Raw genomic sequence first — 21,145 nt, 5'->3', positions numbered from 1 at the left:
TCATCTTCGGGGGTAGAGCACTGTTTCGACTAGGGGGTCATCCCGACTTACCAACTCGATGCAAACTGCGAATACCGAAGAATGTTATCACGGGAGACACACGGCGGGTGCTAACGTCCGTCGTGAAGAGGGAAACAACCCAGACCGCCAGCTAAGGTCCCAAAGTCATGGTTAAGTGGGAAACGAAGTGGGAAGGCTCAGACAGCCAGGATGTTGGCTTAGAAGCAGCCATCATTTAAAGAAAGCGTAATAGCTCACTGGTCGAGTCGGCCCGCGCGGAAGATGTAACGGGGCTAAACCATGCACCGAAGCTGCGGCAGCGACACTAAGTGTTGTTGGGTAGGGGAGCGTTCTGTAAGCCTGCGAAGGTGTACTGTGAGGTATGCTGGAGGTATCAGAAGTGCGAATGCTGACATAAGTAACGATAATGCGGGTGAAAAACCCGCACGCCGGAAGACCAAGGGTTCCTGTCCAACGTTAATCGGGGCAGGGTGAGTCGACCCCTAAGGCGAGGCTGAAAAGCGTAGTCGATGGGAAACGGGTTAATATTCCCGTACTGGTGGTAACTGCGATGGGGGAACGGAGAAGGCTAGGTTGTCCGGGCGACGGTCGTCCCGGTTCAAGCATGTAGGCAGAGTGATTAGGCAAATCCGGTCACTTAATGCTGAGGTGTGATGACGAGCCACTAAGGTGGTGAAGCAATTGATGCCCTGCTTCCAGGAAAAGCCTCTAAGCTTCAGGTTACCAACAATCGTACCCCAAACCGACACAGGTGGTCAGGTAGAGAATACTCAGGCGCTTGAGAGAACTCGGGTGAAGGAACTAGGCAAAATGGTGCCGTAACTTCGGGAGAAGGCACGCTGGCGGTAAGTGAAGTCCCTTGCGGACGGAGCCGAAGCCAGTCGAAGATACCAGCTGGCTGCAACTGTTTATTAAAAACACAGCACTGTGCAAACACGAAAGTGGACGTATACGGTGTGACGCCTGCCCGGTGCTGGAAGGTTAATTGATGGGGTTATCCTTAGGGAGAAGCTCTTGATCGAAGCCCCAGTAAACGGCGGCCGTAACTATAACGGTCCTAAGGTAGCGAAATTCCTTGTCGGGTAAGTTCCGACCTGCACGAATGGCGTAATGATGGCCAGGCTGTCTCCACCCGAGACTCAGTGAAATTGAACTCGCTGTGAAGATGCAGTGTACCCGCGGCAAGACGGAAAGACCCCGTGAACCTTTACTATAGCTTGACACTGAACATTGAGCCTTGATGTGTAGGATAGGTGGGAGACTAAGAAGTGTGGACGCCAGTCTGCATGGAGTCAACCTTGAAATACCACCCTTTAACGTTTGATGTTCTAACCTAGGCCCGTAATCCGGGTCGGGGACCGTGTCTGGTGGGTAGTTTGACTGGGGCGGTCTCCTCCTAAAGAGTAACGGAGGAGCACGAAGGTTGGCTAAGCATGGTCGGACATCATGCGGTTAGTGCAAAGGCATAAGCCAGCTTGACTGTGAGAGTGACGGCTCGAGCAGGTACGAAAGTAGGTCTTAGTGATCCGGTGGTTCTGAATGGAAGGGCCATCGCTCAACGGATAAAAGGTACTCCGGGGATAACAGGCTGATACCGCCCAAGAGTTCATATCGACGGCGGTGTTTGGCACCTCGATGTCGGCTCATCACATCCTGGGGCTGAAGTAGGTCCCAAGGGTATGGCTGTTCGCCATTTAAAGTGGTACGCGAGCTGGGTTTAGAACGTCGTGAGACAGTTCGGTCCCTATCTGCCGTGGGCGTTGGAAGATTGAGAGGGGTTGCTCCTAGTACGAGAGGACCGGAGTGAACGCACCACTGGTGTTCGGGTTGTCATGCCAATGGCATTGCCCGGTAGCTAAGTGCGGAAGAGATAACCGCTGAAAGCATCTAAGCGGGAAACTTGCCTCGAGATGAGTCTTCCCTGTCACCTAGAGTGACCTAAAGGAACGTTTAAGACTAAGACGTTGATAGGCTGGGTGTGTAAGCGTAGCGATACGTTGAGCTAACCAGTACTAATGAACCGTGAGGCTTAACCTGACAACACCGAAGGTGTTTTGTCTGAGAGACGAAGTGAGATGAAGTAAGCTTGTTTAAGATTGAAAATTACTGGTTACGAACGGATAAAGAAGTGAGTAACGGGTAATAAACCGAATTTGCTTGGCGGCCATAGCGCAGCGGTCCCACCTGATCCCATGCCGAACTCAGAAGTGAAACGTTGTAGCGCCGATGGTAGTGTGGGGTCTCCCCATGTGAGAGTAGGGAACTGCCAGGCATTAAATAAGACGAGAAAGCCAACCCACTGGGTTGGCTTTTTTGCGTTTGGGGTTTTTATATCTCTATTTTATTTTTGGGAAATAAAGCACTATTTTAATTGCTGATAAAGTAATGAACCTGCAACAGCTCCTGCAACATCGTAAGTAAAATCATGCCAACTCCAGCCAGTACCTTCTGGGCGGCTATCATAAAGTTCTTTCGCTACCCCTAAACTTATCGAAACCGAGAGCCCAATTAATAATCCCTCTCTATGACCATAATTTTGATGATCTGCATACGCATTTACACCAGCAGATGTTGCCATTGAAAATAAAAAATGTTGAGCTTTATCTTTGCCTTTCCAATTATCATTAGCAAAATGAAATGATTGGCAACCAGTCAAAGTTATTACTGATAATAAAACGATCAGAAAGCCACATCTAAGCCTTTGTTTCATAAAAAATAAAAGCCTTTTCACTGATAAAGATATTTTTAATATAAGAGTTTACTAAGTATAGACGGGGAATATTAGAAAACAAAAAAGCCTTGCTAAAATTATAGCAAGGCTTATCAAATGAAGCGTCGATTTAAAGTATACGACTGATTAATCTATCAACACGAATACGTCGTAATCGTTTGATTAATTTCTTCACTTTTAGAGGATAAAGTTTAATACTTTCTAGATCTTGGTAATTTTTCACGACAATAGTATGTTGGCGAATACACTCTAACTCATTATGTCGTTGTTCATGTAATTCATGTTTAGGATCATGAATCAATATGGCATTTTCTAAATCTAATCCCCATGCACGTGGATTAAGATTATTACCAGTAATTAATTGCCAATTATCATCTACCCACAGGCCCTTTAAGTGATATGTATTATCATTATCTTTCCAAAGTCTTACTGTTAATTGGTCATTATCAATAAATCGTTGGAAACGTTGAGTAAATTTACGCAGATTGATCTCATAGAGATAAGGTAGAGCACCTATAATTTTAAATGGCTCTTCTGGTGGAATATAGAAGTCATTCGCAGTTTTATCACCAATAATAATTTCGACTTGCTTGCCATTTCTTAATAAATGACTGATTTGACGTACAAGTATCGCGGGTAAATTAAAATAAGGTGTACAAATAACAAGTTTTTCTTCAGTAGAAGCCATAAGGTGAGAAATGGTCTTATTTAAGATATTTTTTTTACCTAATCCCATTAAAGGTGTGACTGCCAATTCATTGTTAGAAGCGTTAGCTTTAATATCATAACCATCACGCGTGCGTAAATTGAAACGAAATTGACGAATACAGTTTTTAATTTCGGCACAACGAACTCTATCTTTGATATCCAGTCGTTGAATTGCTTCTGATTGCAACAGATCAGTCACAATAAATTGTTTCATTGTGGAGGCTAATTCGCTATTTTTGATGATGTGATATCTGTCATAACGATATTTATCCAGCTTGTGCAAGTAAACATTATTAATACTTGCACCACTATAGATAATCGTATCATCAAAGATAAAGCCTTTAAGGTGTAATACACCTAATGCTTCACGAGTGTTTACGGGAATGCCGTAAATAGGGATCTCGATATCAGGGTGTTGTTGTGCAACATGGTAGTACCAATCTGCATTTGTTGCATCAGCAGAGACACCAATACGCCCACGCTGAGCACGGTGCCAATCAACAATAACGGTAATGGATAATTCAGGACGTTGTTGTTTTGCGGTGTAAAGTGCATCAAGGATCTCTTCACCAGCCTCATCGTGCTCTAGGTAAAGAGCTGTAATAAAGATCTCTTTTTGGGCTTGAGCAATGTATTTCAATAAGGTGCTGCGAAACGCGGATGTTTGATAAAGCGTTTCAACATCAGCAACTGACTGAGCTAATTTAGGCAGTTGTGCAAGGTGTTGTTGATGCTTAGCAAGTTTTAGTTTAGACAACATCACAGTGCTTAATTCTCTTGTTTATGATGGCAGATGGAGCCATCGTCCATGTGGATTTTCTTTAACCGATCTTCTGATCATAACATTAGTTATATGGGATGTACGCATAAAATCATCATATATAGCTAATTTATCAAAGGATGCGTGAACAATCACATAAAGAAACTTTCTCTTATGATCATAGTATTGGGCTATTTTTTGATGGTTCAAGCTGTAAATCAAGATTGACTATTCCTTCATCAAATTGTACTTCAACAGAAAACCCCAGTTTTTTGGCTAGACTGATCATGTTGCGATTTTCAGGCATGGTTATTGCGGTTAAACGTTTAATGCCATGTTCTCTAGTATAGTTGATAAGTTTAGTCATAAGCTGATGGCCTAAGGTATTTCCTTTTAAATCAGAACGCACAAGGATAGCAAATTCTGCATGCTGATTATCAGGATCCGCCATTGCACGGGCAACACCAATGATTTCAGGCCGATCTTCAGGATTTCGGATTGCGACAAAAGCCATTTCTCGATCGTAGTCAATTTGTGTCATATTAGCGAGATCGTCATGTGTAAACTCACTGATTTCACTAAAATAACGATAATAAAGATCTTCTTTTGTGACTTGATTAATAAACGTTTTAAGTAATGGCTCATCTTCCGGCAAGATCGGTCGGATAAAGCAAGGATTGTTATCCCTTAAAAAGAAGGTTTCTTCTAATTCATTGGGATAAGGGCGAATCGAGAGTTTTTGATGAGGATCGCCTTGTAGTGGTGCTAGCTCCATCGCGACATCGAGTAATGTAAAATCATTACCTGAAGCTAATAGAGGGTGAATATCTAACCTGACAATTTGCGGACAATCTAGAAGTAAGTGAGAAACTTGCACTAAAAAATGACTTAGACTTAATATATTTAGAGGCTGTAAAGCGCTTCTAGGCTGTATCTTTCCGCTTTTTATCGCATTAATAACCAGATAGCGAGCAAGTGCCATATTAAGAGGTGGCAAAGCAACTGCGGCTTTCGTTTCTATTTGCCACTCAACGCCCCCTTCACCCAATACAATTAATGGACCAAAAATAGGATCTTGCTCTATAGCGACTCGCAGCTCTTGAGAGCCAGCTCGATTTGCCATACTTTGCACTAATAAACCCTGAATTTGTGCTTGAGGGTACAGCTCTGTGACGCGCTCTATAATGGCATGTGCTGCTGATGATACTTCCGTACTGTCTCGAAGATAAAGCATAACACCTTGTACTTCGGACTTATGAGGGATATCAGGGGAACGCAATTTCAGAGCAACAGGATAACCAATTTTTTCAGCAATATTGACAGCTTCTTGAGCATTATGGGCAATCCAAGTTGGAAGTGTATTAAAACCGTAAGCTTCCATAATGGGCTGAACTTGGTGTGTATCTAATCGATATTGCTTATTTTTTAATGCTTCTTCAATGCAACGATGTGCTTGTTGCGTATTCATTTTGACATCTAAAGGTAATGCTGGTGTTTCTTTTAACTGTTTCTGATTTCGACGATATTCTACCATATGCATAAATGCGGTGACGGCACCTTCAGGTGTTCGATAGGTTGGAATTCCTGCTTCACTAAATAATTTACGCGATTGTTGAGATGAATACTCTCCACCCCAGTTAGTGAAAACGGTAAGCCATTTACGTCGAGGATGTTTATTGATGGCCTCTATCACTCGTTGAGCAGTTTCAATGCTAGGAGCAATGGCACTCGGTGTGTGAATAAGAAGCAAAGCATCATGATCATGGCTATCCAACAAACAATTCAATGCCAAAATATAACGATCAACCGTTGTATCATCACCTAAGTTTAGCGGGTTACGAATGCTATTTTCTTCTTGAATAACACTTTGTAGCTTTTGTTTTGTTTCATCTGTAATTTGTGCGAGTTTTCCTGAATGTAAAAATAGCTCATCAATTGCCATCGCGGCAGGTGCTGAGCCATTACTCATAATCATTAATCTTTCACCTTTTAAAGGCGTCATATAGCTAAGTGTTTCAACGGCAGAAAACATTTCATGGGTATCTTGTACTCGTAATAACCCCGCACGTTGAAAAGCTGCATCATAAGCGACGTCATAACTCGGTGTATCGCCCAGTAGCAGTTGAGCTTTTTGAGTACGACCGCTTTTTATCACCAGAATAGGTTTGTTGCGCGAAGCACTACGAGATGCTGACATAAAACGCCGTGCATCTTTGATATGTTCGAGATGCAATAAAATGGCACTGGTTTTACTGTCTCTTGCTAGAAAATCTAATAAATCATCAACTTGGATATCTTGGTTATCACCTAACGCAATAAAATAGGAAAAACCAATATTACGATAGTAAGCCCAATCTAAAATCGTATTGGCAACAGCTGCTGATTGCGAAATAAAAGCTAACTTTCCTTTTTTAACAGGCAGAGGTGAAAAGCTAGCATTTAAACCTTGCCACGGCGCTAAAAGCCCCAAACTATTTGGGCCAAGTAAGCGGATGTGATATTGCTGGCAAAGTAATTTTATTGGTTGAAATTGTTCAGGTTGTGCGGAAAGCACAATCACGGCTTTGCAACCCGATTCACCTAATTGTTTTAGTAGCTCAAGATTGCGACGATGATGTGTACAAATAATTGCGAGATCAGGAACTTGAGGTAATTTATCAATAGAAGGATAAGTAAAAACACCAGAGACAGAGCCACGAGATGGATTAATTGGAAACACAGGACCATTAAATCCACCGCTGAGCAGGTTTCTCATCATTGTTGTTCCTGCTCGACCCAATTTTTCAGAGGCACCGATCACTGCAATAGATTTAGGACGTAATAGTGCTTCAAGACCTCGTTGGCTCATATTCACTCCAGCGTTTCATTATCAACTGCTATTCAATGTAGCTGATTTACACTTCTTTTGCCTGACTTCGGTCTGGTTTTCCAAGTAAATATTGTTGACGAAAGTAACTAAAATGAGAAAAAAGTTGTTGTGAAGCTTGAATATCGCCGACATTCTCTAAAATAGAGGCAGCGACCTCTGCGGTACAATGTTGCTCTTCTCTTGCTGCTTGGCGAAGCACGTAGTCACATTTGCTGGCTTCATTTAAAGAGAAGATAGGCAGAGCATCAAGATAGGGGCTTTTGCGAAACATTTTGCGTGCTTCACTCCAAGTACCATCAAGAAGAATAAATAAAGGTGGTTTGCTATTTGTAGGGAGTTGGTTGTATACAATACGTTCACTTGATGCATAGCTTTCAGGGAAGACAACATAAGCTTGCCTATCTGGTGTATTGATGAGGTCAAGCAAGGCTTGTTCTGGCGTCGTTCGGGACCATAAAAAAGCTCGCGTGTCTGGTAATACATCGGCAATTAATTTCCCCGTATTACTTGGCTTCATCACTTCAGTATCATACATCAATAAACAAAATAGGCTTTTTGCGGGTTGATTGACAATTGTGTCACAAAGACACTGTTTTTCAGGTAATAAGCAAAAAGAGCAACGTTTTGTACGAAAACCTCGCGCTTTAAAAGGACGAGTTGAAATCGAAAGTCGATATTGACGAAGTCGAGAGACTGCATTGTCATGCATAACAGATTGACCAATACTCATAAAAAAGAATCGAATATTATCATGATACCCAAAAGTCTACTATCAGTTGTTTTTTTTATGAAAGTTAATTTACTGGATGGTAATAGGATTATTATTATTTAATAATTTGTGGTGATTTATGAACATAATGCCAATCTCTTTTGTTTCTAATCAACAGAGTATTAATGATAATGAAATTAAAAATCTATTTGATATTTTTAATAAAGATAGTTTGAGTCGTAATCTTGATATTGCTAAAAATCAAATAAATAAACTTGCTGATTTAGTAAGGAATGGAAGTTCAAAAGATTTAGAATATTTGATAAATATCATGTTTCATGATGATATAAAAATAAGCCTATATGCAACAAATCAACTCTACTTAATTTATTCAAAATTAAGTGATTCGATAAGAGAAGATATTAAGGAACTAATTAAATCACTCTATGAAGTAAAAGTAAAAGGTGAGAGCGAATATTTCAAAGAACGACCTTTATTAAGTGCTATGGCTTGCGGAACAGAAATAGCTAAACAAGAAGGAGATGGAGACAATGTTTTTATCTCAGTGATTGATACTTATTTAAAGAATGTTGTGTTAGCAGATAGTACTGAAAGCGTAAGCAATAATAATCGTTATATTTCTGCATCAGAATTACAATCTTGGGTTTCATTTCAACCCTATCAATGTGATATTAGCGATTATGAAACAGTACTTAAAAAAATAGAAAATGAAAAAAAACCTGATGAGTTAAAAAATTACATCGCTTTAGTCAACCACAATCATTGGGTAGCATTATTTACTTATAAAGATAGTTGTTTTTTATGTGACTCATTATCTTCAATCAAAAAAGAAGATGATGATCGTAATAAATTATTAGCTAGATTAAAAAAAAAAGGATATTAATATCTTTAATATAGAAGATAATTTACAAAAAAATGTGCCTAATGGATGTGGTCTTTTTGCACTTAATTATATTGATAATTTACAAAATGAATTGAATAAATTAAATGATAAAAAAACAGCTGATTTAACATCCACAATAAAAACAGTATTACAAAATACAGGAAAAATTTTTCTTGACCAGACAGATGAAGACCAAGCTGTATTTAATCATGATTTTAGGAAAAAATTGATCATGGATACACTTTTTCGTTTTGTTGAATCTGATCTTATTTTTAAAGAGAGAGAGTTTTTTGATATAGGTTTATCTCTTACTCTGCGTGATTCTCTCGGTGACAGTTGCTAAACTATCATGTAATCTGCGCCCCTATTGCAGTTGGAGAGACAAATGAACGATTCTTATGAAGGTAAAAACGGCAAAGTAAAAGTGATGTATGTCCGTAGTGAGGACAATGCCGACAATAAACCTAAAAAACCATCCCGTCGTCCTGAAAATGGTCGTGGTGATAACCGTAACGACAAAAGTCGTGATAATAGACGTGATAACCGCGATGATAAAAATCGCGATAACAGACGTGGTGATAACAAATTTTCTCGTCGTGATGATCGCGGTGCAGGTAAGCCTTCAGGGCGTGGTACATCACGTAATGAATCCAAACCTTCTCGCGATAGCGAAGGCGGAAGTTTTTCTCCATGGAAAACGGTTTCTCGCCCTGCGGGCGAAGAGGCAATTAAAGAGCACGATGGCATTACTGGCAAGAGCCAAATCGATCCTGAACAGCTACGTCGTCAGCGTTTAGAAGAAACCCGCATTTATGGTGAAAATGCCTGTCAGGCAATGTTTAAAAATCGTCCTGATGCAATTGTTCGTGCTTGGTTTTTACAAGATGTGACACCTCGTTTTCGTGATGCCCTAAAATGGATGGCTGCAAACCGTAAAGCTTATCATGTTGTTGAAGAAGAAGAGATGGTCAAAGCCGCTCGTACTGATCATCATGGTGGCGTATGCTTTTTAATCAAAAAACGTGTTGGTCATGATGCAGAAACTTATCTGAAAGATGCACCTGAACATGATTGCGTATTAGCACTTGAAGATGTGGGGAATCCACATAATGTAGGGGCAATTATGCGTAGTTGTGCACACTTTGGTGTGAAAGGCGTTATCTCTCCTGATTCTGCTGTCTTGGAATCTGGTGCTGCTGTTCGTACCGCAGAAGGTGGTGCTGAATATATCCAAGGTATTGATGCTGATAATTTTGCTCAAACTTTAGATAAATTTAAAAAAGCGGGTTATACGCTGGTGGCAACATCAAGCCATAAAGGCAGTGTGCCATTATCAAAAGCGCAATTACCGGCGAAAATGGTACTTATCATAGGTCAAGAGAAAGATGGTTTAAGTGAAGGTACTTTAAATCAAGGTGATATGAGCATTTACATCGGCGGTACTGGGCACGTTGAAAGCTTAAACGTCTCTGTAGCTTCTGGTGTGTTATTAGCTGAATGGTGGCGTCAGCACAAAGGCTAATTGCTTTATTGATTTAAATAATAATATAAAAAATCCCGCTTAATTATTATGATTTTTAAGCGGGATTTTTATTTATAAGGCCTACGTTAATGGCATTATTTCCCCGGAGAGAAAGGCGGTTTTGCAAACCAAACCACGACCATCATGATAAGGAAAATACCTGCTGCTAACCAAAAAATTTCATTGGCTGAAATAATTAATCCCTGCTCTGTGATCATTTTCGCTAAATATGCTGATGCTTGTTCATTTGAAAGACCAAGATCATTCATTTGTTGGTACGCCATTTGCGAATCAGGATCGAGTGGATTAATTTTTTCTACAAAGGTTTCATGGTGAAGCGATTCTCTTTGTGTCCAAATTGTTGTGGTTAAGGATGCGCCAATTGCCCCTGCCAATGTTCTTAAGAAGTTCGAAAGACTTGACGCTGATGCCATTTTTTCTGGTGGTAATCCAGATAATGTCATGGTTGTTAATGGCATAAAGAAACAGGCAACGGCTAAACCTTGCCAGAATTGAGGCCATGCCACAGTGGAAAAATCCATTCCTGGTTCGAAGGTGTAAGCTCGCCAATAAAAACACACAGAAAACATAATAAAGCTAAAGCTGATGATATAGCGTAAATCCACTTTACCACCAAACTTGCCTATTATCGGTGTGATAATTAAAGGCAGTAAACCTACTGATGCTGATGCTAATCCAGCCCATGTTGCTGTATAGCCAAAGACCTCTTGTAAAAGCAGGGGCAGTAAAACAATGGTGCCAAAATAGATCATATAGGCGAGGCTGAGTGTGACACAACCAATGGTAAAGTTTCGACTCTTAAAGAGCGAGAGATCTATCACTGGATGATCGTCTGTTAACTCCCAAACAATTAAGAAGCTGAGTGCAACTACTGCCACAATGGCGAGGACTATGATTTCTGTCGAATTAAACCAATCGAGCTCTTTACCCTGATCGAGCATGATTTGTAAAGCACCTATACCCACGACGAGTAAAACAAGACCAATAGTATCTATTGGTTTAATTTCAGTTTTGGTTTCGCGTCCAGCTAGGGTGTTTGATATACACATAATAATCAACACACCAAATGGAACGTTAATAAAGAATATCCATCCCCAATGATAGTTATCACTGATGTAGCCACCTAAAATAGGCCCTAAAATCGGTGCAACAACAATGGTTACTGACCATAGTGCAAGTGCCATATTTCGTTTTGCTGGTGGATAGTTATTCAATAGCAAACTTTGTGATAAAGGAATTAATGGTCCTGCAACTAAGCCTTGAAGTACACGAAAGAAAATAAGCATTTCAAGACTTTGAGAAATGCCACAAAGCCAAGAGGTTAGTGCAAAAAGTGCTGTTGACCACATAAAGAGTCGAACTTCACCAATACGTTTTGCTAACCAACCAGTAATGGGGATAGAAATAGCATTCGCCACACCAAAAGAGGTAATAACCCAAGTACCTTGTGAGTTAGAGGCACCTAAGTTTCCTGCAATAGTTGGAATGGCTACGTTAGCGATTGTAGAATCGAGAACTTGCATAAAGGTTGCCAACGCAAGGGCGATGGTCATTAAGGCAAGTTTTCCTCCTTGTAATGGCTCTTTGATCACCTTTACACCTCGCCTTTATTGTCCTGCATTTTGTTCAATGATTTCATTGATCAGTTTATTAATCTCTGACATATCAATTGTTAAAACATCAGTATGGTAAGCTGGCGTTTGGCGTTCACTGTGTGATAATACTTTTCCATCAAGGTTAATCGTATCGACAGTCACTTCAGAAGAAAGACCAATACGCAGTGGTTTTTCCGCTAATTCTTTTTCATCTAAAGAAATACGAACCGGCAAGCGTTGAACAACTTTTATCCAGTTACCACTGGCATTTTGCGCTGGTAATAATGAGAAAGCACTACCTGTTCCCATATCTAAACCTAATATAGTGCCGTGATAAATGACTTTTTTGCCGTAAAAATCAGTTGTGATCTTTGCCGGTTGCCCAATACGCATATTAGCGAGCTGGGTTTCTTTAAAATTGGCATCAATCCACATACCCGTTACAGGAACAACGGCCATTAATGGTTTACCCGGCGAGACTTGTGCGCCGACTTGAACGCTACGACGCGAAACATAGCCATCTGTTGGGCTTAAAATTTTAGTACGTTCTAATGCGAGCCATGCATTACGAACATCAGTCGAGGCTTGTAAAACAGAAGGTTGTTTTGCAATTGGTGTGTTTAAGATAATTGCTTGATTAGCATTATATTGCTCTTTTGCAACTTCTAAAGCCGCTTTTGCGGTAGATACTGCCTCTCTGGCGTGTTGAAGTTCTTCTTTACCAATGACATTGCGTTCGCCTAAAACTTCGCGACGACGAAGATCATTTTGTAATTTAGTGAGCTCTGATTCTCGTAAAATGATGTTTGCTTTTAGTTGGCGACCTGTGATGATTTGCTGATGCATTTGGCGAACACTATTTGCTAATGCTGTTTTTGCTTTTTCTAATGCCAATTTTTCATCACTTGAATCTAATAAAACTAAGGGGGCTCCTGCTTTTACAAAATCGGTGTTATCCACATAAACAGTGGTAACAGAACCTGAAATTTGTGGCATCACCATGATTTGATTGCCAGTTACATAAGCATTATCTGTCGTTTCATGATGTCTTAATACCATAAACCAATAAGCTGTATAAGCTACGGCTGCAACAATAAATAGGATAGTTAGCAACAGTAAAACATTTCGGCGAGTTCGTTTTTTATTGCGAATGGGAGCCTGAGGGAGGGTATTTTCCTCATTAACACTCATTTAGAAGATCTCCATAAAACCAGAAAAACATCATTAGATATGTTTCCAGTATTAAAACTGGAAACATAATTATAAAGTCAATCTTAGAATAATAATTAGCGTGAAGGTAAATTATAAATGCTAATGGGTAAGTATGTTTGCCGATTTATGGCGTAAATAGGATTAGATCAATAAAACTATTTATTATGCTACTTATTCACAACCTTTTTCAGCCAAAGTATCTAATTGTAATAATAACTTACGCATTAGTGTTTCAAGCTGTCTTTGTTCAGATTGATCTAATACAGACCAGATTTGTTTTAAACATTGATGTTGTGGTGGTAATAAGCTATTTAAAAACTCTTCGCCTGCATCAGTTAAATGGAGATGTAAACAACGGCGGTCATTATGACTTTCACGGCGTTCAATCCAACCTTGTTTTTCAAGCTCATCAGCAATACGCGTTGCATTTGTTCTTGAAGAGCCTAAAGCTGCACTTAATTCTGATGGTTGAATACTACGATTTTCTGTCGTATCTAATATCATTAGTGCCATAAATAATGTCTCGTTAATACCCTGAGACTTCAACATATTATTACGACTTTCAAGAAGTTTGCTTTGAACATGCATAGAAAGGCGAGTTAACAAAATTTCTTGATAAGGAATATCTTTGTTAAGCGATTTCTGTTGTGTAGCGCGAGTGTTTAGTAATTCTTCTGTTGGCGTAAATGAGCTTTCCATTTTTAGACACCTTGTTAGTTTCGAAAATTAGGATAATGCTGTTATCAACATGTTAAATGGTATATTAAACACACAATTTAGCAATTTTTATTATTTATAGTCACTATGTTTTTTTGATTATGTTACCTGATTCATAAATTTTCTGAATGATAACACAAAAAAAAGATAGGTACTTATCTCTTTGCAATAAGTTAATAAAATTAATTTATCACTTATCTGACAATGAATAGTAGTCTATTTGCGAAAAAAGGGATCATTTTTTACGATAAAACACGTAATAATTTTATTATAACTACCAATGGTTGTTATGTTGATGATATCGAAATGAAATTATTTATATAGTGCTTTATTGGGGGGATTGATATAATTTTCTTAATAAAGAATAGGATGATGATATACATTAATAGTAATCACGCTGTTAAAACATTAACATTTTATTCTGATTACAGTAGGATTGAAGAAATAATATAACCCATCCTTGGGTTTGAAAATTATTCAGCGTGGATTATTGGATCATTTTTATAACCTAAAAACCAAACAATAAGTCCAATAACACCAATGACTAATCCAGCGATGGAAACCCCTGTCCATCCATATTGATGATAAGCATAGCCTGATAGTAAAGATCCTAATGCACCACCGATAAAATAGCTTGTCATATAAGCGGCAGTTAGGCGGTTTCTAGCATCCGGTAAAATACGGTATATGGTGCTCTGATTGGTAACGTGAACACCTTGAACAGCTAAGTCTAGCAAGACAACACCAATAATAAAGCTGATGAGCCCTATCCAGTGGTAATAAGGTGCAATAACGATAAAACCCCAAGAAAGAAAAAGGATGGCTAATCCCACGGTAGTGGTTTTTTTACCTTTTCCTTTATCAACTAATACACCTGCTTTACCGGCCATTAATGCACCTGCAGCACCAACAAGACCAAATAAACCAATCACGGCATCTGAGTAATTAAAAGGATCAGAAGCCAATAAAAAAGCCATTGAAGTCCATAATAAACCAAAGTGAGCAAAAATAAGTGCACCAACTAATGAGCGCGTTCTTAATACGGGAGTTGTTGCAAATAATTTGAAAATAGAGCCTAGCAATTGGAAATAATTTAAGTTAGTTTCACTTTTATAAGTGGGTAAACAGCGCCATAAAGTGATAGCCAAAATTGCCAGAAAAATACTTGCTACCCAGAAAATACCCTGCCAATTAGTAAATGACGCCATTAACCCAGATGCCGTTCTCGCCAGTAAGATCCCGAGTAAAAGACCACTCATAATCGTTCCGACAGCTTTTCCTCGTTGATGTGGCGCGGCAAGCGTTGCAGCAAAAGGAACAAGAATTTGAGCCACAACGGAGAACATGCCTGAGAGTGCAGTTCCTATTAACATTACCCAAATATTAGAAGCCATAGCAGTAATTAATAGACCACTCGCTGAAATTAATGTCATGGTAATAATGAGTGAGCGACGTTCAAAAATATCGCCAAGAGGCACTAATAACATTAATCCGATGGCATAACTTAATTGTGCTGTGGTGACAATAAATCCGGCCATAGTAGCCGATATGTGGAAATAGTTTGCGATTGAATCAAGTAGTGGCTGTGCATAGTAATTACTGGCAACAACCATGCCAGTGGCAACTGCCATAAGTAAAATAAGACCTTTGCTTAGCGAGGTTTTTGGTGCGCTGTTTTCCATAATACTCATAACTAATCATTTGTAAGGTAAATGATAGTAACATGAGTCATTTTTTTGAGAAAAGAATTACTGTGATAGAGATGTTCAATTAATTTGATATTACTCCTTAGAATTTATTTTTATAACATATTGTTTTGTATAATGAATAAATATTGAACCTAGCTTATTAATAACTAAAAGACGTAAGAAAAAGTATAGCCAAACACCATATCCATTGAACTGAAATACCAATAACTGCAAAAGAAAATAGACGTTTAGTCCCTAACCAGCGGGCTTCCATCGTCTGTTTTTTGGGGCGTTTAGGAAATAATGTAGAGAGACTTTCATCAAAGCTAACATGGTCTTGATAGCGATAAAGGGCTTGAAAAAAATGACTATCAAGCCATAAACGAAAAAGGTGATATTGCGTAAATAAAAATAAAAGAGAAGCACCAAAGAATGCTAATTTATTGTGAACGTGAAGGCTAAAAACAGGCCATGTGTTTATATAAGGTAACAGTGATAACAGCAGTAAATAACGCCAACTTTGAGTTAAAGATACAATGACTTTACCGCTAGTTTTTGTTGTCAGCATTGTTGCCTCTATTTTGTTGGAAATGTGAATACCAAATTTGTAATGCCTCTTGTGTTTCTGGATTTAAAATCACTTGAGGGCGTGTTTGATACACCTGTTTTATTGCGTCCTCCAAGGTATCAACTGTGCCATTATAAACTAGCCATGCGACTGCAATAGTAGCACTGCGCGAATAACCTAATTTGCAATGAATATAAACAGTGCCTACTTGGCTAAGACGTTCCATAGACAACATGGCTTTGCTGATATCATCAGGAGATAATGGTAATAAATCGATTTGAGGTTGGGCTAAATAAAGCTGATTTTGGCTAAATTTGTTTCTTGGCCATTCACAGGTTAAATCAAACACTGCGTTAGCGTTTAATTTATAGAGAGGGCGTCCACCTAGTAAAACACCTTCCGCCACTAAACTGGGAGTTTGGCAACGAGTTAAATAATAGCGATAAGTACACCAAGCAAAAAAGCGATAAGGTAATAGGATTATCTGTGCAGAAAGGGGAATTTCACCCTGTGTATTTTTTTGAAAAATAGAAGCTCCAGCCCCTAAATAACCCAAAGTTACAAAAGTTAATGTGATTGCTGGCCAGAGAAAGATCCAAAAGAAACCTTGCAGGCCAAAAGATAACAGATAAAACACCATTGCTGATAACGCATAATTTTTACCAATACGTAAACTGCGTTTGCTGCCGGTAAAATGCCATTTCCAACGAGAGTTTATTGGTAATAAATAACAAATAAACACACCAACACCAAAGCCTGTAATAATATCAATAAAGTGATGTTGCCATGTTGTCAGCACAGAAATAGCAATAAGCAATGACCATAAATTCAAAAACCATTGCCATGATTTGGGCGTATGTGCGCGAAAACGTAACCAAATTATCCACAATAAAATAATGTGCAAAGAAGGGGCTTGATTATAGGGTAAATCGAAACCTTCTAATTGGGTAAATAACCAGCCAGAAACCCCTTCTGTTGTTGGGCGAGTAAAACTAAATTTTAATGGAAATAATAAAAAACCAGCACAAGCAATAAGTGAGGCCACAATTAAACGTAATCCATGTATAAATTGCTCTCTTAGCGTTGTACAAATAATCAGTGAAATACCGTAGGCAATATTTACACTCCAATAAGGAATGATTGTCCAGGGTAAAAAGGGGATCGCTTTTTCCCATGAATAAACAAAAGAAGGAACATCAGATAAAGTGGAAGTATAAGTGTTAACTTGCATATAAGTTAAATAGAAAAATGGAGCCAGAAATAACAGCCATACAATACCAGCGAGCCAGATACTTTTTCTTGATGATGTTATTTGAGAATGTTGGGTTCCACCCATACTAAAATTCCTTTATTTGTTTATATTTCTGTTTTACAACGTCTTAAAGCTATCGCTATATGTTGCCATATAGCGATAGCCCAGTGATTGATGGTATATTCTGTTAGCGACGTTTTGCTATCGATACACTGAAAATCCCCCAATGATCAATTTGTTGATCTAACTTTTCAAATCCCGCTTCATTGACTAAAGCATCCATTTCCCCTTGACTACGGCAACGCATGATCCAAGGTTGTCCATTTTGGTGACTTGGTAATACACGCGCAATCATTTCAAGCTGAGGGTGCCAAGGTTGACAGGTATAAATCAATAAACCGCCACTAGGTATGGCTTGCGATAGTCCTTTTAAAGACTCTTTTAGCAGATGATTTTCAGGGAATAATTCATAGAGTCCACTGACAATGCCTAACGTTGGTGAAGGTGAAACTGAACTCAAACTTTCTGCATCAAAAGCGTTACCTTCTTCAAAGCGTACTTTATCTTCTAAGTGACGCTCTTTAATCGCCATTCTGCCTTGTTCGACATTAATGGTGCTATAATCACGCATTAAAATTGAATCAATCTTGCTATAATCATTAACAGCATCAAAAAGATAGCGCCCTTGTCCTGCTGCGATATCCATAATATGCACAGGCATATTATTTTGTATTAATTGGCGAATTGCGTAGCGGATCGTATTTTCAATATTGATTTTACGTTGGCGGATCCCTTGCCAACCAATACTATTTAGATACTGCCTATCAACAACTCGCCCAAATAATCCTTTCCCTTGAGGCTGATTACGGTAGACATAATCTAGAGTCGATCCAGAATCAAAACCTTTATCGTAACCCAGCGCAACCCCTTCAGATGCTTTACCTAAAGTGCTCATAGAACGACTAAGTACTTTATAATAAAGTTTTTTTAGACAATATTTAGGAAGAGGGGTTTGTAATGCACGATACACATCAGCGCTATGGCTCCAAGTATCTTCATGCTGGTAATCATGTTGATAAAGTGGTTGTGCAAATAAGGTTTCGATAAAACTACGCATTTTATTAATAGGGATAACCCTGTCTTTTTCACCTAATGTATCGTGGTAAAAGCCGGGTAAGACGTGCTTTTCTTTGATAGGGGTATTTAAACGTTCATAGAAAAGGTGTTGAGGCTTGGCGTGAACCACATGATCATTACCTGAAATAAATAATTGTGTTGGTAAAGTAATCGCACTTGCATCTTCAACAACACGATCTGCCGTTTTATAAAGTTCTAATAAAATATTGACGGCAATAGGGCGAGTGATCAGAGAGTCTTGATTAAAAGAGTCTATACGACTTTGGTCATGGGTTAAGTATTTGGCTTTCACATACGAATTGACGTAAAAAAGGCCACGAACTTTTTGCATTAAGGCGAGGCCGGTACGTGCAAAAGGAACATATAACTTCACTTTAAATGCTGGCGAGGCTAACACCATACCACGGATTTTTGGGGCATAATCGTGTACCCAACCAGTTACTAAAACAGCACCGACACTTTGACCAACAACCAGAATATTCTCCATTGGAATATTATAGTTGGATGAAACGTAATGAACGAATTCGTCGATATCTTTTATTGATGTTCCCATTGATGGGCTATAACCGCGAGCACCTTCATTTTTACCATGTCCACGAGCATCCCAAGCAAACATTGAAAAATCAGGAAGATCTAACTCATCAACTAGATGAGAAACACGCCCTGAGTGTTCATGACCTCGGTGAAATAAAATAATTGCTTTTGGCTCAGTGGTAATTTGAGCAGGCCAGTGGCGATAATACAGTGGTGTCTTATCGCTGGTGGTAAATTCAGACTCAATCATATTCCTTTGAGTTTGATATTGCGGTTGTTGATTCATAACGATGTATCCTTATCTTTATCTGTCATCGTTGCTTCTTTTAGTGCGCGATGAATTCGGTGATAACAAGTCAACAAAAGTAATAAATTAATAATAATAAAAAGATAATGCGTGTTTTCTGATAATGTCAGTGAGGGGAATATTCCGATAAAAAACGCAATAGCACCGAAAATAAAGGCTCTATCACTTTTTCCCATGGGGCCATCATAACGACGAGACGCATGAATAGTTTGGGCAAGAACACCTAAAAACTCAGTCATTATCATTAAAAAAAGTGCCAGCATGATCCACCAGTAGGCCTGTGGAAAAATAAAAACAAAAGGTAAATAGAGTGCAATGTCTGAAATAACATCGCTAGCTTCGTTTAATATCGCTCCAAGCGCACTTTTTTGATTATGTTCTCGGGCAAGCATGCCATCAATGGCATTAAGCGCCATCCGAAAAAAGAGGACAAAAGGGAGTAATAAAAATAAACGAGGAGAAGGATAAAGCAAAAGTAATCCACCAACGGCAATGGATAACAGTAAGGCAGACAGTGTAACTTGATTAGCGGTGATCCCTTTTGTAAATAATTGTTTTACATAAGGGCGCAAGAGAGATTGAAATTTGGGTTTTAAGTCATAAATTGTCATGACGCATCCTTGTGTTCAAAAGTGCGTATACTATCTCAAAATTATTGTTTTATTATTAGCTTATTTTTATCTTATTGAATATATTTATTTCAAATGTTTAATTTATTTACGATTTGGTCATAAAACTATTTTCTGAAATTTACCTGAATTAATAAATGTTTAGCTCTAAAAATAAAAGAAAAATCAAATGTATATAATTGTAATTATCAGAGTGTTCTGTGTTTGTATTTATTATTTTACTTTGAAAATTATTAATTTTTCTTTAGAAATGTGTGCGCAATTATAATTAGAGAATTAAAGGGAGGGAATGAAAATAAGGGATATTAAACACTTTATAACAACCAATAAAGTAGTTTGATTTATTTAATATATTGTTTTATATGATATTTAAATATAATGGGGGATCAATAGTGTAGTTATCTGTATTTAGTGTTAAGTGAAAAAAGATGATGATAATTATTATCACTATTGATGAAGTTGGGGTCACCTCTATCTATCAAGCTAATAACCATATAAAAACATATTATTATGGTTCATTCCTTAGTAAAAAAATGATGCTTACTATCAGTGGATTGGAATATTTTTATTTTCGTCATCAGTGATTTATAGTAGCAAAATGTTTCGAATATTATTGCAAGTAAAAACAGATAAACCCCATGGATATTATGGGATTTATTGTCATTAAGAGTTTATACCCAATATATTGAATTAATAACCGTGTGAGGCAGAAGTTGCAATCATTGCCATCATGGTAGTGAAGAAGAAAATAAAGAAAAGAACAGCCATAACGATACTAATAATAAAGTAAACAAAGCCCGCTCTATTCCATGTTTCTTGCACTTTCATAAAGGTTTCAACAGAATCATAATCACCATTTTTCCAAGCCCATTCATTCCCTTTAATACCACAGACAAAGATCCAAACGAGATTAAGTAAAGGAACAAGCGCTAATAATGGAAGATAGGATTTATTACCAAATCCCCAAATAATATTGAACATGAAAGCACCCCAGTTCCAACGTTTAATTTCTTCTGGTACGGGTTTATTAGTGTAAGACACAGTTTATTCCTTATCTAAAATATAAAAACGAGAGTGCCAAAATGGCAACTGGAGAAAAGGATAATCATAATTGAAGAAATGAGAGAATGAAAGATAGGCCTATCTCAGCCATTAATAAAAAGAATAATCTTAATAATAAAGTGGTATTAATATCTTTTAATTATTATATAAGTTTCGTTCGGCCTAATAATATTTCATTTTAGTCTTTATCAATAAAAAC

General features: G+C 38.3%; 17 protein-coding genes and 2 rRNA genes. 6 read left to right on the top strand and 13 right to left on the bottom strand.

Annotation, left to right across the window (positions count from 1 at the left end; all coding sequences use genetic code 11):
* Together QSH13_RS04155 and rrf are read left to right on the top strand one after the other, a co-directional pair.
* Positions 1-2,058 (top strand): 23S ribosomal RNA (locus QSH13_RS04155); the annotation flags it as partial.
* A 119-nt stretch (positions 2,059-2,177) separates the two neighbouring features.
* A 5S ribosomal RNA gene (gene rrf, locus QSH13_RS04150) occupies positions 2,178-2,293 on the top strand.
* A gap of 90 nt (positions 2,294-2,383) precedes the next feature.
* On the opposite strand, the gene QSH13_RS04145 is transcribed toward rrf, so the two are convergent.
* From QSH13_RS04145 to QSH13_RS04130, 4 genes are all read right to left on the bottom strand, one after another.
* The gene (locus QSH13_RS04145; protein WP_109406526.1) at positions 2,384-2,731 is read right to left on the bottom strand and encodes a YfiM family lipoprotein; all 348 of its coding nucleotides are present in this window, start codon (positions 2,729-2,731) and stop codon (positions 2,384-2,386) included.
* Positions 2,732-2,861: 130 nt separating this feature from the next.
* A complete protein-coding gene (gene pssA / locus QSH13_RS04140) occupies positions 2,862-4,220 on the bottom strand; it encodes a CDP-diacylglycerol--serine O-phosphatidyltransferase (protein WP_109398204.1) in 1,359 nt (452 codons plus the stop codon).
* 178 nt (positions 4,221-4,398) lie between these two features.
* The gene (locus QSH13_RS04135; protein ID WP_286038850.1) at positions 4,399-7,068 is read right to left on the bottom strand and encodes a bifunctional acetate--CoA ligase family protein/GNAT family N-acetyltransferase; all 2,670 of its coding nucleotides are present in this window, start codon (positions 7,066-7,068) and stop codon (positions 4,399-4,401) included.
* Between the two features lie 46 nt (positions 7,069-7,114).
* On the bottom strand, positions 7,115-7,798 hold the full coding sequence (locus QSH13_RS04130; protein ID WP_109398217.1) for a tRNA-uridine aminocarboxypropyltransferase: 684 nt from the start codon (positions 7,796-7,798) through the stop codon (positions 7,115-7,117).
* Between the two features lie 139 nt (positions 7,799-7,937).
* Between QSH13_RS04130 and QSH13_RS04125 the strand changes: the two genes are divergently transcribed.
* From QSH13_RS04125 to QSH13_RS04115, 3 genes are read left to right on the top strand one after another with little or no spacing between them, the layout of a single operon-like run.
* On the top strand, positions 7,938-8,702 hold the full coding sequence (locus QSH13_RS04125; protein WP_286038848.1) for a hypothetical protein: 765 nt from the start codon (positions 7,938-7,940) through the stop codon (positions 8,700-8,702).
* 34 nt (positions 8,703-8,736) lie between these two features.
* The gene (locus QSH13_RS04120; RefSeq protein ID WP_286038847.1) at positions 8,737-9,045 is read left to right on the top strand and encodes a hypothetical protein; all 309 of its coding nucleotides are present in this window, start codon (positions 8,737-8,739) and stop codon (positions 9,043-9,045) included.
* Positions 9,046-9,087: 42 nt separating this feature from the next.
* Positions 9,088-10,224 carry a tRNA/rRNA methyltransferase gene (locus tag QSH13_RS04115; protein WP_109398201.1) on the top strand — a complete coding sequence of 379 codons (1,137 nt, stop codon included), beginning with the start codon at positions 9,088-9,090 and terminating at the stop codon, positions 10,222-10,224.
* Between the two features lie 95 nt (positions 10,225-10,319).
* Here QSH13_RS04115 and emrB read toward each other — a convergent pair whose 3' ends face one another.
* The 8 genes from emrB to QSH13_RS04075 form a co-directional block, all read right to left on the bottom strand.
* Positions 10,320-11,837: a multidrug efflux MFS transporter permease subunit EmrB gene (gene emrB / locus QSH13_RS04110; protein WP_109398200.1), complete on the bottom strand. Its 1,518-nt coding sequence runs from the start codon at positions 11,835-11,837 to the stop codon at positions 10,320-10,322.
* Positions 11,838-11,852: 15 nt separating this feature from the next.
* On the bottom strand, positions 11,853-13,031 hold the full coding sequence (gene emrA, locus QSH13_RS04105) for a multidrug efflux MFS transporter periplasmic adaptor subunit EmrA (protein ID WP_286038846.1): 1,179 nt from the start codon (positions 13,029-13,031) through the stop codon (positions 11,853-11,855).
* Positions 13,032-13,223: 192 nt separating this feature from the next.
* Positions 13,224-13,751 (bottom strand): transcriptional repressor MprA, encoded by a 528-nt coding sequence (mprA, locus tag QSH13_RS04100; protein ID WP_023581117.1) that lies wholly within the window; start codon positions 13,749-13,751, stop codon positions 13,224-13,226.
* 491 nt (positions 13,752-14,242) lie between these two features.
* Positions 14,243-15,451 carry an MFS transporter gene (locus QSH13_RS04095; protein ID WP_109398198.1) on the bottom strand — a complete coding sequence of 403 codons (1,209 nt, stop codon included), beginning with the start codon at positions 15,449-15,451 and terminating at the stop codon, positions 14,243-14,245.
* 166 nt (positions 15,452-15,617) lie between these two features.
* Positions 15,618-16,025, bottom strand: a complete 408-nt coding sequence (locus QSH13_RS04090) for a hypothetical protein (protein WP_109398197.1) — start codon at positions 16,023-16,025, stop codon at positions 15,618-15,620.
* The gene (locus QSH13_RS04085) at positions 16,006-17,361 is read right to left on the bottom strand and encodes a phosphatase PAP2/dual specificity phosphatase family protein (protein ID WP_196543945.1); all 1,356 of its coding nucleotides are present in this window, start codon (positions 17,359-17,361) and stop codon (positions 16,006-16,008) included. Before QSH13_RS04085 ends, QSH13_RS04090 begins: the two co-directional genes overlap by 20 nt.
* Positions 17,362-17,464: 103 nt before the next feature.
* A complete protein-coding gene (locus tag QSH13_RS04080; protein ID WP_196543944.1) occupies positions 17,465-19,234 on the bottom strand; it encodes a bifunctional alpha/beta hydrolase/class I SAM-dependent methyltransferase in 1,770 nt (589 codons plus the stop codon).
* Complete coding sequence (locus QSH13_RS04075) at positions 19,231-19,866, bottom strand: CDP-alcohol phosphatidyltransferase family protein (RefSeq protein ID WP_109398194.1); 636 nt, start codon at positions 19,864-19,866, stop codon at positions 19,231-19,233. Before QSH13_RS04075 ends, QSH13_RS04080 begins: the two co-directional genes overlap by 4 nt.
* A gap of 446 nt (positions 19,867-20,312) precedes the next feature.
* Here QSH13_RS04075 and QSH13_RS04070 point away from each other — a divergent pair, with 446 nt between their 5' ends.
* Positions 20,313-20,468: a hypothetical protein gene (locus QSH13_RS04070; protein ID WP_196543943.1), complete on the top strand. Its 156-nt coding sequence runs from the start codon at positions 20,313-20,315 to the stop codon at positions 20,466-20,468.
* Positions 20,469-20,574: 106 nt separating this feature from the next.
* Here the strand turns inward: QSH13_RS04070 and QSH13_RS04065 are convergent, their stop codons facing one another.
* On the bottom strand, positions 20,575-20,925 hold the full coding sequence (locus tag QSH13_RS04065) for a ribonuclease G (protein ID WP_109398193.1): 351 nt from the start codon (positions 20,923-20,925) through the stop codon (positions 20,575-20,577).
* Between the last annotated feature and the right edge of the window lie 220 nt (positions 20,926-21,145).

The organism is Proteus faecis, from assembly GCF_030286765.1.
GTDB lineage: Bacteria > Pseudomonadota > Gammaproteobacteria > Enterobacterales > Enterobacteriaceae > Proteus > Proteus faecis.
Note: the sequence above shows the minus strand (reverse complement) of the source record. Positions and strands in the feature narration are given on the sequence as shown.

Coding starts and splice junctions, on each gene's coding strand:
- QSH13_RS04145 (WP_109406526.1), bottom strand. CDS start 2,731: ATGAAACAAAGGCTTAGATGTGGCTTTCTGATCGTTTTATTATCAGTA.
- pssA (WP_109398204.1), bottom strand. CDS start 4,220: ATGTTGTCTAAACTAAAACTTGCTAAGCATCAACAACACCTTGCACAA.
- QSH13_RS04135 (WP_286038850.1), bottom strand. CDS start 7,068: ATGAGCCAACGAGGTCTTGAAGCACTATTACGTCCTAAATCTATTGCA.
- QSH13_RS04130 (WP_109398217.1), bottom strand. CDS start 7,798: ATGCATGACAATGCAGTCTCTCGACTTCGTCAATATCGACTTTCGATT.
- QSH13_RS04125 (WP_286038848.1), top strand. CDS start 7,938: ATGAACATAATGCCAATCTCTTTTGTTTCTAATCAACAGAGTATTAAT.
- QSH13_RS04115 (WP_109398201.1), top strand. CDS start 9,088: ATGAACGATTCTTATGAAGGTAAAAACGGCAAAGTAAAAGTGATGTAT.
- emrA (WP_286038846.1), bottom strand. CDS start 13,031: ATGAGTGTTAATGAGGAAAATACCCTCCCTCAGGCTCCCATTCGCAAT.
- mprA (WP_023581117.1), bottom strand. CDS start 13,751: ATGGAAAGCTCATTTACGCCAACAGAAGAATTACTAAACACTCGCGCT.
- QSH13_RS04095 (WP_109398198.1), bottom strand. CDS start 15,451: ATGGAAAACAGCGCACCAAAAACCTCGCTAAGCAAAGGTCTTATTTTA.
- QSH13_RS04090 (WP_109398197.1), bottom strand. CDS start 16,025: ATGCTGACAACAAAAACTAGCGGTAAAGTCATTGTATCTTTAACTCAA.
- QSH13_RS04085 (WP_196543945.1), bottom strand. CDS start 17,361: ATGGGTGGAACCCAACATTCTCAAATAACATCATCAAGAAAAAGTATC.
- QSH13_RS04080 (WP_196543944.1), bottom strand. CDS start 19,234: ATGAATCAACAACCGCAATATCAAACTCAAAGGAATATGATTGAGTCT.
- QSH13_RS04075 (WP_109398194.1), bottom strand. CDS start 19,866: ATGACAATTTATGACTTAAAACCCAAATTTCAATCTCTCTTGCGCCCT.
- QSH13_RS04070 (WP_196543943.1), top strand. CDS start 20,313: ATGATGATAATTATTATCACTATTGATGAAGTTGGGGTCACCTCTATC.